The organism is Vibrio makurazakiensis (assembly GCF_050337375.1).
Classification (GTDB): domain Bacteria; phylum Pseudomonadota; class Gammaproteobacteria; order Enterobacterales; family Vibrionaceae; genus Vibrio; species Vibrio makurazakiensis.
The window spans coordinates 1-896 of sequence record NZ_JAKJSW010000467.1 but is presented as its reverse complement, the minus strand read 5'-3'; the positions used below and the strand labels follow the sequence as shown (position 1 = coordinate 896).

The 896-nt window shown below is 40.5% G+C and carries 2 protein-coding genes; one reads left to right on the top strand and one right to left on the bottom strand.

Features of this window, described 5'->3' with window-relative positions; translation table 11 throughout:
* On the bottom strand, positions 1-503 hold a 503-nt coding region (locus L4C33_RS22525; RefSeq protein ID WP_428814594.1), incomplete at its 3' end, for an LON peptidase substrate-binding domain-containing protein.
* A 116-nt stretch (positions 504-619) separates the two neighbouring features.
* Here L4C33_RS22525 and L4C33_RS22520 point away from each other — a divergent pair.
* The gene (locus L4C33_RS22520; protein ID WP_428814593.1) at positions 620-745 is read left to right on the top strand and encodes a hypothetical protein; all 126 of its coding nucleotides are present in this window, start codon (positions 620-622) and stop codon (positions 743-745) included.
* Positions 746-896 lie beyond the last annotated feature (151 nt).

Sequence of the window (896 nt, the reverse complement as noted above, 5' to 3'; positions counted from 1 at the left end):
ATCCAGAACTCAGTTTCCTGTTTATATAGGAAACTGAGTTCTGGATGTGCGCTAAATATCGCTTTGAGTGTGTCAGATAAAAAGGCAATGTTTCCGTCTTCTATTAACAGGTCTCCAGATTCTGCAGACCAATGAATAAGTGTATCCACTTGCCCCGTCAATAACCCATTAGCTTGGGACTCGATCTGAGTCAAATTCACTAAGCGTTGTGCTAACACATCAATAATCAATACCCCGTCTTTCCCCATATCAAAGTCGACAATGTTCACGTGTGCTCCCCAATCCTCAGTTGAAGAAAGGTCTTTTTTTTCGTCCATACAGATAACAAAACCTTCACCTTTGGCTGCTGTGGCAACCATAGAGATGTATTTGGGTTCAAAGACTCTCAGTCGTTGCATTCCACCGACAAGTAAAAATATTGGCAATGGAAAAATAGGCAGCCGATTAACTGAGTGACTTCCTAGTGCTGTTTTTTGAGGTTTCATCTTTAGTGGGGTTGTCACATGAAGCTCTACTTATTTAGCTGATTTGGGGGATTAGATACTGCCTATACGTATGAAAGGCGCACTTCGATCATCTTAATGACTGCTTTTCCTAATTGTTGACGCTGAAGAGAAAAGTGATAATCAGGCGTTTCCACCCATCGGTGTTAGAAGCTCTACCATTAGCAAAAGTCGAGCTGTTTTCTGGTGGGGTTTACCTACGCTCTATTGTGCAAAATCGGAATGTGGCAGAAGTGAGTTAAGTCATAACGATGCTTGCGTATACGGAAACGCCCAAAGTTATTAGTAAGACTAGCTGTAACGTGTTGATTTGTTTACTTTCAAGTGTTTAGAAGAAGCATATCTAGTAAATCTGCGTTGAAAGATGGTCTAAAAAGAAAATTAACTAAGTAA